Genomic DNA, 8,716 nt, shown 5'->3' with positions numbered 1-8,716 from the left:
TGGGGAGGTAGGTGGTTCCTGGTAGCTCCGGTCGGCTCAGCGCAGCTTTAAGTCGGTCGCCACCAGGATCGCCTGGCCGGAGGGTCGCGCGCGCAGGCGGTCGAGATAGGCGGCGAGGCGGGGCCAGGTCGTCCGCCAGTTGAGGGTCGGCAGGGGCTCCAGATAGTCGAGCATGGGCGCCAGCAGGGCGTCGGGTAGACTGAATTCGGCGCCGCAGAGAAAGCTCTGGTTGCCCAGCTGGCGATCGAGCACGGCCAGGGTCGCGTCGACGTCGGCCAGGGCGCGCTGCTCGTCCTCCGGCGTGCGGAAGGGGTCGGGTCGTGGCCCGGCGACGCGCAGCAGATAGTGGCGGACCAGACGGCTATCCACAGTGGTGAGCAGGGCGCTGCTCCAGGCGTCCTGCTCCGGGTTGCCATCGCGCTCCGGCGAGAGCCGACGATCGAGATGGCGGCAGATGGCGAGGGTCTCGAAGATCCGCAGCTCGCCATCGAACAGCACCGGCACCTGGCCGAAGGGGTGCAGCGCCAGGTGGGCTTCGCTGCGCCAGGCGATGGCCTGGCCGGCGGGTGCGAGGCCACAGGGCAGCTCAAGGCCCTGTTCCAGGGCATGGAGGCGCACGCTACGCACCAGGGTGCTGAAAGCGGGACCGAAGAGATAGGGCGTCATGCTGCAGGCTCCTTGCAAAGAAGGCTCCATGCTGGCAAAGGGGACCTTATGTTCAAGAACATAATCTGGAGTAGCCATGGCCTGGCCCCTTGATCAGCGCGAGCAGACCCGCCAGCGCATCCTCGACAGCGCCGCCCACCTGTTCGCCCTGCGCGGCTTCGATGCGGTCGGTCTCGACGACCTGATGGCCGATGCCGGTCTCACCCGCGGCGCCTTCTACCACCACTTCCGCACCAAGACCGAGGTCTATGAACAGGCCATCGCCCATGCCGCGCGGGTCGGCAGTGCCCGGCTCGACGATCTCGGTAGCCAAGGCCTCGGGCAACTGATCGAGCATTACCTGAGTCGCGAGCATGCCGAGGGCGAAGCCTTGCGCTGTCCGCTGGCCTTTCTGGCGGCCGACGTCACCCACCGGGAGGCCGCCATCCGGGGCAGCTATACCCGCTTCTTCGCGCGCTTCGTCACCCGACTGGAGCAGGATCTGTCGGGGCCGCCGGCGCAGCGGCGCGCCCGGGCGCTGCAACTGGCCACCACCCTGATCGGGGGCGTGGCACTGGCGCGGGCACTGGATGACGAGAGCCTCGCCGAGGAATTGCTGGCGGCCTGTCGCCAGGGCGCCCAGGGGCTGCTGGAAGAGGGCGGTGATTTGGCAGCGGCACTCGGCTAGGCGACACTGGCGGCTCCTTCGTCCGCCGGAGTCACCCATGCAGATTCGCCCCCTCGAAGCCGCCGATTTCGACCAGGTCTGGCCGCTGATCCAGCAGGTCGCCCAGGCCCGGGAGACCTACGCCTACGATCCGGACATGACCCGCGACGAGGCCTGGCGCCTCTGGGTGGAGCTACCGCGGGCGACCTTCGTCGCCGAGCGCGACGGCCAGCTGCTCGGCAGCTACTACCTCAAGGCCAATGCCATGGGGCCAGGCGATCACGTCTGCAATTGCGGCTACATGGTCGTCCCTGCCGCCCGCGGCCAGGGCGTTGCCGGCGCCCTCTGCGAGCACTCCCTGCAGGTGGCCCGCGAACTGGGCTTCCAGGCGATGCAGTTCAACTCGGTGGTGGCCAGCAACCAGGTGGCGGTGCGGCTCTGGCAGAAGCACGGCTTCGAGATCGTTGGCACCCTGCCCAGGGCCTATCGCCACGCCAGCCTGGGGCTGGTGGATTGCCATGTGATGTATCGCTGGCTGGCGGACTAGCGCCACTCGCTCAACACGGCCTGCAGCGAGGCCGGCAGCATGGGGCCGTGGCCCAGCCCTTCGAGCACCTCGTAGCGCACCCGGATGCCGGGGAGCTGGCCGAGGCGGTCGGCCAGGCGCCGGGTGGCGTCGGCGGGGACCTCGCTCTGGAAGTGCGCGGGCAGTTCGCGTTCGGCGCTGCCCTGCAGCAGCACCAGGCGGGCCGGATGGGCCTGGAAGCGCGCCTTCAATTGCTCGTCGTCTTGCGGCAGCACGGTGGGACTCCACCACAGCGAAGGACTCACGGCGTAGCCCTCGGCGAAGGCGTCCGGACGGGTGAGCAGGGCGTGGAGGACGAACAGCCCACCCAGTGAATGACCCCAGACCGCGCGCTGGCCAGGATCCAGGGGGACTTGGCGGGCCACCGCCGGCTCCAGGCGCTCCAGCAGCCAGGCGAGAAAGACGTCGGCGCCGCCGGTGGCCATCTCGCGAAAGCGCTCGCTGGTGGGGGCCGAGGGCGTGTAGTCATAGGCCCGACCCGGGCCATCGATACGCTTGCCGCCCGTGTAACCCACAGCCACCAGCACGGGCGGATGGGGCCGCTTGGCCAGGGTGTCGAGCAATTCGGCATTCAGTCCGCCCAGGGCGGCGTTGCCGTCGAGCAGATAGAGCACCGGATAGCCGGTGGCCGGCGCCGGGGTGGTGGGTCGGGCGATCCACACCTGGTAGTGGCGAGCGCCGTCGGTGGAATCCAGCTGGAGTTCGCTGAAGGCATAGCCGTGGCCCGGCTGCTGGAGCACCTGGGCGTCCATGGGCTGATCGATGGGGCGCGCCTGGCCCGGCAGGGCCAGGGCCAGCAGCAGCGGCAGGGCCAGCCAGGTGCAGCGTGGGGGGCGGCGAGAGGAGAGCGGCGACAGAGGCATCAGCGAACAAGACTCATTTCCAGTGGAGCGGTCGAGCCTACCGATCTCTGCCACCGGTCGCCATACTGACGGGGATCTTCGCCGCCCAGGACGCCCCATGCATCACCCCCATCTGCTGTTCGATCTCGATGGCACCCTCACCGATTCGCGCCTGGGCATCACCCGGGCGATCCAGGTGGCGCTGCGCACCGAGGGGATCGAGGAGCCCGATCTGCGCAGGCTGGAGGTCTTTATCGGCCCGCCGCTGCTGCAGAGTTTCATGACCCACTACGGTTTCGACGAGGCGCGGGCCTGGCGTGCGGTGGAGGCTTACCGGGTGTATTTCCGCGCTACCGGCCTCTATGAAAACGAGGTCTATGCGGGCATTCGCGAGTTGCTGGCCGCGCTGCAGGCGGCGGGGCGGCGGCTCTACCTGGTGACGGCCAAGCCGCGGGTGTTCGCCGTGGAGATCCTCAGGCACTTCGCCCTGACGGAATTCTTCATCGCCCTGCATGGCAGCGAGCTGGATGGCACCCGCACCGACAAGACCGAGTTGCTGCGCTTCGTGCTGGACACCGAAGGCCTGGCGCCGGAGACCTGCCTGATGCTGGGTGACCGCGAGCACGACCTGATCGCCGCCCGGGCCAACGGCGTGGCGGCGGTGGCCCTGGGTTATGGCTTCGGCAGCCGGGAAGAGCTGGAGCGCCACCGCCCGGCCTTTCACTTCCACAGCGTGGCAGCCCTGCGCCAGGGCTTCGGCCTCTAGCGGCAGGCGCCGACCTGCGCGACCGGGGTCGGCAGGTCGTGGGGCGCGACGGGGATCAGCCGCAGGTGGCGGTCTGCACCACCAGGCTGGCGCTGGTGGTGATGGTCAGGCGCTGGGAGTTGAAGTCCATGGTCATGGGGTCCTGCGGACGGACCACGCGAACGACCTGGGCACCGGCGCGTTGCCGGCCTTCTTCGGCCAGGGCCGGGGAGAGGGCCTTGCCGACCAGATCCTGGACCGCATCGGAGTTGCACCGGCCACTGCTGCTGACGGCGCCGCTCGGGGCCGAAGAGGCCGCCGCCGGGCTGCTCTGGGTTTCGTGCGAGCCGCAACCGGCCAGCAGGGTGAAGAGCGCGGCGCCAGCCAGCAGGAGAGGAGTCTTGAAGCTCATGAGTTCGCCTTTTCGATCGTGAGAGAAGGAACCTTAACCCGTACGGGCCTCCTCATGGACCCCTCAAGGGCGGGCATTGTTACAAAGCGCGATACAGAAGACGTTGCGAGACCTGGGTGAGCGATCGTCCTGCAGGCATAAAGTTAATAAATATAACGTTCGGTAATCGGCCAGATTCGGGTTGCACGGCTTGATCCATTTTTGCCATCGACCATCATCGAACCAGGGCCACCCGGCCCCCACGGTGACGACAACAACAACAAAGGGACACCCGCCATGTCAGCTCGCTATCCAACCACCCTCCCGCCTGACCGCTACCCGATCCGCGCCCGCTAGGCCCTGATCCGCGCGCCCCTGCGGCGCCTTCCGCATCCTCAGTCAGGACGGTCATCTCATGTCTTGTTCGCGCTCGCTTCCGGCCTGCGCACGGGCCCGCTCGTGCCTCGCCTTTACCGCTCTCGCCGCCCTGCTCGCCAGCCAGGGTGCCCTGGCCGCGCCTTCCACCACCCTGGAAAGCGCCCGGCCCAAGCCGCTCAACAACCTGGAGACGGCGCGTCCCCTGCCGCCCGGACCGCCGCGCTGGGCGGAGGACTATCGCTTCCTCGACGATCCGCAAAAACGCACCGATCCCTTCGACGGGCTGCGCTACCAGCGCCTCGGTGACTCGGCCTGGCTGCAGACCGGTGGCGAGGCGCGCTACCGCTTCGACACCATCCGCAATCCGGTCTTTGGCCGGCGCGGGGTGGATACCGATCACTACATCCAGCAGCGCCTGCAACTGCACGCCGACCTGCACCTGTTCGATGACGCCCTGCGCGCCTTCGTCCAGCTGGAAAACACCCGCGCCTGGAACAAGGCCCTCTACGGCCCCTACGACCAGAGCCGCACCGAACTGCACCAGGCCTTCATCGACCTCAACACGCCGCTGGCCGGTGGCAAGCTGATGACCCGCATCGGTCGCCAGGAACTGGGCTACGGCAACCAGGCCTTCGTCACCTACCGCGACGCCCGCAACATCCGCCTCAACTTCGACGGCCTGCGCCTGGCCTGGAGTCGTCCGGATGGCTATCGGCTGGATGCCTTCGGCCTGCGACCGGTAGTGACCGGCGAGGACAGCTTCGACGACGGCTCCAACAACGCGGTCAAGTTCTATGGCCTCTACGGCACCCTGCCGCTGGCCGGACCGCTCAAGCTGGATGTCTACGGCTTCGGTCTGGAGACCGACCAGCGCACCCTGGATGGCCTGACCGGCGCGGAAAAGCGCTACACCGCCGGCTTCCGCCTGTTCGGCAACGCCGGTCCCTGGGACTGGAGCTGGGACCTGGCCGGGCAGGGCGGGCATCTGGCCGGCGCCCGGATCCGCGCCTGGGCCCTCAGCAGCGAAACCGGCTATCGCCTGGGCGGCGCCTGGAAACCGCGGCTGGCCTTGCGGGTGGACGCCGCCAGCGGCGATCACGGCGCGGGAGACGACCGCGTCGGCACCTTCGATCCGCTCTTTCCCAAGAACGGTTTCTATGGCGACTCCGGGCTCACCACCCTGGCCAACCTCTATCTGGTCGGGCCGCTGCTGACCCTGGCGCCCCGGCCGACGCTGCAGCTGGAGAGCGGACTGTTCGGCGTCTGGCGGCAGAGCACCGAAGACGGCGTCTACCTGCCGGGCATGACCACGGTGCTGGGCACCGCGGCCAGCTCGGCGCGCAAGGCCGGCACCCTCTGGCGCAACAACCTGCGCTGGATGCCCACCGCCAACCTGACCCTGGACCTGGAATACAGCTACTTCCAGGCCGGCGCCGCCGTGCGCCAGGCCGATGGCGACGACACCAGCTTCCTGATGGTCGCCACCACCTTCCGCTTCTGAGGAGTCCACCATGCGCCTGCTCTCGACCGCCCCGCCCGGGGCCCGCCTGACCCTGCTGCTGTGCTTCATCGTCGCCCTCCTGGAGGGCATGGACCTCCAGGCCATGGGCATCGCCGCCCCGGCCATGGCCAAGGCCTTCGGCTTCCAGCCGGGGCAGATGGGCCTGGTGTTCAGCGCCAGCATCCTCGGCCTGCTGCCCGGCGCCTTCATCGGCGGCTGGTGCGCCGATCGCATTGGCCGCAAGAAGGTGCTGATCGCCTGCGTACTGATCTTTGGCGTCTTCTCGGTGGCCACCGCCCATGTCTGGAGTCTGGAGAGCCTGCTGCTGGCGCGGCTGCTCACCGGCATCGGCCTGGGCGGCGCGCTGCCCAACCTGATCGCCCTGTCCGCCGAATCGGTGGACGAGCGCGCCCGCGCCACGGCGGTCAGCCTGATGTATTGCGGCGTGCCCCTCGGTGGCGCCCTGGCGGCGGTGGTGGGGCTGCTGGACGTCGGCCGCTGGCAAACGGTGTTCTATGTCGGCGGCCTGGCGCCGCTGCTGGTGGCGCCGCTGCTCGGGCGTTACCTGGCGGAGACCGCCGGCTTTCTGCGCAAGCGAGGCGGGACTCAGGCGGGCGGTCCGCGCGGAGCCTGGCTCGGCGCCATCCCGCTGTCGACCACCCTGCTGCTGTGGCTGGGCTACTTCTTCACCCTCACGGTGATGTACATGCTGCTCAACTGGCTGCCGTCGCTGCTGGTGGGGCAGGGCTTCAGCCGCGGCCAGGCGGTGGGGGTGCAGATCCTCTTCAACCTGGGCGGCGGTATCGGTTCGGTGCTGTTCGGCCTGCTCATGGATCGCTGGCGGCCGCGGCTGACGGTGCTGGCCATCTACCTGGGCATCCTGCTCGGCCTGGCCGGACTGGGGCTGGCCAAGGCCTATCCGCTGGTGGCCCTGGCCGGTTTCGCCGCCGGGCTGTTCGTGGTCGGTGGCCAGCTGGTGCTCTATGCCCTGGCGCCGCAACTCTATCCGGCGGCGGTACGGGCCACCGGAACCGGCGCGGCGGTGGCGGTCGGACGCCTGGGCGCCATGGCCGGCCCACTGCTGGCGGGGCAGGTCCTGGCCCTGGGCGGTGGCGCGGCGACCCTGGTGGTGGCCACCACCCCGGCGGTACTGGTGGCCGCAGGCGCGGTGCTGGCCCTGCTGCAGCGGCGGGCGCCGGTGCCGGCGGCTGCCACCCGCGCGGAGGCGCCTGGGCATGCATAGTCTGCTGCTCGTCACCCTGCTGACGCTGACTGGCCTGGCCCGGGCGGCCACCACGGACGGCGATCCGGCCACCGCCACGCCACCGCCGCTGCAGCTCGAACCCCTGGCGCGCTTCGAGGTGGCCCTCGACGCCCCGGTCTGGGAGCTGGGCCAGACCAGTGACCTGGGCAAGCGGCGCATCATCCCCATCACCGGCGGCCGCTTCGACGGCCAGCGCCTGCATGGACGGATCCTCGACAACGGCGCCGACTGGCAGGTGGTGACCGCCGATGGCCTGGCCATCATCGACACCCGCTATCTGCTGCAGACCGACGATGGCGCCCTGATCTATCTGCAGACCAAGGGCTATCGCTACGGCCCGCCGGAGGTGATGCGCGAGCTGGCCGCCGGCAAGCCGGTGGATCCCCGGCGCTATTTCTTTCGCGTCACCCTGACCTTCGAGACCGCCGCGCCGGCCTATGCCTGGCTCAACCGCGCCCTGGGCGTGGGCAGCGCCATGCGCCTGGGCAAGGCGGTGGTCTACGACGCCTATCTGCTGCAATAGAGGAGGAGCCGATGCCCATTGGAATGACTGCGCTCTACGACGATGTCCTGCTGCTGGATGGCGTGCGCACGCCCTGGACCGATCTGAATGGCGCCCTGGGGCAGGTATCGCCCACCGACCTGGGCATCGCCGTGGCCCGGGCGCTGCTGGCGCGCGGGCATGAGGCCGGGGCGGTGGACTCCGTGCTGGCCGGTTCGGTGGCCCAGGCCAGCTTCGATGCCTATCTGCTGCCACGCCATATCGGCCTCTATGCCGGGGTGCCCGAGGCGGTGCCGGCGCTGCAGGTGCAACGCGTCTGCGGCACAGGGCTTGAGCTGCTGCGCCAGGCCGGCGATCAGTTGCAGAGCGGCCAGGCTAGCCGGGTGCTGTGCGTGGCGGCCGAGTCCATGACCCGCAATCCCATCGCCGCCTACACCCACCGCAGCGGCTTTCGCCTCGGCGCGCCGGTGGAATTCCACGACTTTCTCTGGGAGGCGCTCAAGGACCCGGCGGCCGGACTGGACATGATCGCCACCGCCGAGCGCCTGGCCCAGCGCCATGGCATCGCCCGCGAGGCGGTGGATGCCTGGGCGCTGCGGAGTTTCGAGCGGGCCCTGGCAGCCCAGCGCCAGGGCTGGTTTCGCGAGGAGGTCGTGCCGGTGACGGCGGCGCGTTTCGCGGCTGAAGGCCTGGCGCCGCGGGAGTTGCGTCTGCCGCGGGGCTGCGCGGGGGTCGAGCATGACAGCCATCCGCGGGAGACCTCGCGGGAGGCCCTGGCACGGCTGACGCCGGTGCATCCGGGCGGGGTGCAGACCGCCGGCAACAGCTGCGCGGTGGCCGACGGCGCCGCCGCCGTGCTGCTGGCACGGGGCGCGGACGCCGCGCCGGAGCGGGCGCTGGCCTGGGTGCGCGGCAGTTGTGTGGTGGGGGTATCGCCGGACGTCATGGGCAGCGGCCCGGTGCCGGCCATCCAGGGCGTGCTCGACCGCGCCGGCCTCAGGCTGGAGGCCATCGACCGCCTGGAGATCAACGAAGCCCAGGGCGCCCAGCTGCTGGCGGTGCAGCAGGCCCTGGAACTGGATCCGGCGCGACTCAATGTGCATGGCGGCGCCATCGCCCTGGGGCATCCGCTGGCTGCGACCGGCCTGCGCCTGGCCATCACCCTGGCCCGCCAGCTGCGCGCCGAGGGGCTCAG

10 protein-coding genes are annotated in these 8,716 nt (G+C 69.9%); 7 read left to right on the top strand and 3 right to left on the bottom strand.

The annotated features are described in order from the left end of the window. Nucleotides 1–36 precede the first annotated feature (36 nt). Nucleotides 37–666: a glutathione S-transferase family protein gene (locus OXS31_RS23250; protein WP_267402349.1), complete on the bottom strand. Its 630-nt coding sequence runs from the start codon at nucleotides 664–666 to the stop codon at nucleotides 37–39. Nucleotides 667–742: 76 nt separating this feature from the next. On the opposite strand from OXS31_RS23250, the gene OXS31_RS23245 reads away from it, so the two are divergent. Both OXS31_RS23245 and OXS31_RS23240 read left to right on the top strand, forming a co-directional pair. Next, nucleotides 743–1,333: a TetR family transcriptional regulator gene (locus OXS31_RS23245; protein WP_267402348.1), complete on the top strand. Its 591-nt coding sequence runs from the start codon at nucleotides 743–745 to the stop codon at nucleotides 1,331–1,333. A gap of 37 nt (nucleotides 1,334–1,370) precedes the next feature. After that, nucleotides 1,371–1,859: a GNAT family N-acetyltransferase gene (locus OXS31_RS23240; RefSeq protein ID WP_267402347.1), complete on the top strand. Its 489-nt coding sequence runs from the start codon at nucleotides 1,371–1,373 to the stop codon at nucleotides 1,857–1,859. On the opposite strand, the gene OXS31_RS23235 is transcribed toward OXS31_RS23240, so the two are convergent. Next, nucleotides 1,856–2,761, bottom strand: coding sequence for an alpha/beta hydrolase-fold protein (locus tag OXS31_RS23235; RefSeq protein ID WP_267402346.1), 906 nt, complete (start codon nucleotides 2,759–2,761; stop codon nucleotides 1,856–1,858). The two genes, OXS31_RS23240 and OXS31_RS23235, sit on opposite strands and share 4 nt — an antisense overlap. A gap of 97 nt (nucleotides 2,762–2,858) precedes the next feature. Between OXS31_RS23235 and OXS31_RS23230 the strand changes: the two genes are divergently transcribed. Further along, nucleotides 2,859–3,506, top strand: a complete 648-nt coding sequence (locus OXS31_RS23230) for an HAD-IA family hydrolase (protein WP_144954908.1) — start codon at nucleotides 2,859–2,861, stop codon at nucleotides 3,504–3,506. 55 nt (nucleotides 3,507–3,561) lie between these two features. Here the strand turns inward: OXS31_RS23230 and OXS31_RS23225 are convergent, their stop codons facing one another. Continuing rightward, nucleotides 3,562–3,897: an I78 family peptidase inhibitor gene (locus tag OXS31_RS23225; protein WP_007160277.1), complete on the bottom strand. Its 336-nt coding sequence runs from the start codon at nucleotides 3,895–3,897 to the stop codon at nucleotides 3,562–3,564. 394 nt (nucleotides 3,898–4,291) lie between these two features. Between OXS31_RS23225 and OXS31_RS23220 the strand changes: the two genes are divergently transcribed. The 4 genes from OXS31_RS23220 to OXS31_RS23205 all read left to right on the top strand — a co-directional run. After that, entirely contained in the window at nucleotides 4,292–5,755 is a 1,464-nt protein-coding gene (locus tag OXS31_RS23220) for an alginate export family protein (RefSeq protein WP_267402345.1), read from the top strand. Nucleotides 5,756–5,765: 10 nt separating this feature from the next. Then, nucleotides 5,766–6,998 (top strand): 3-(3-hydroxy-phenyl)propionate transporter MhpT, encoded by a 1,233-nt coding sequence (mhpT, locus tag OXS31_RS23215; RefSeq protein ID WP_144954914.1) that lies wholly within the window; start codon nucleotides 5,766–5,768, stop codon nucleotides 6,996–6,998. Beyond that, on the top strand, nucleotides 6,991–7,542 hold the full coding sequence (locus tag OXS31_RS23210) for a DUF3237 domain-containing protein (RefSeq protein ID WP_144954917.1): 552 nt from the start codon (nucleotides 6,991–6,993) through the stop codon (nucleotides 7,540–7,542). Before mhpT ends, OXS31_RS23210 begins: the two co-directional genes overlap by 8 nt. 11 nt (nucleotides 7,543–7,553) lie before the next feature. Beyond that, nucleotides 7,554–8,716, top strand: a 1,163-nt coding sequence (locus OXS31_RS23205) for a thiolase family protein (protein ID WP_267402344.1), incomplete at its 3' end; no start/stop codon positions are given.

Source organism: Pseudomonas sp. GM_Psu_1 (assembly GCF_026544185.1).
GTDB classification, from domain to species: Bacteria; Pseudomonadota; Gammaproteobacteria; order Pseudomonadales; family Pseudomonadaceae; genus Chryseomonas; species Chryseomonas oryzihabitans.
This window is presented reverse-complemented; position numbering and strand designations above follow the sequence as displayed.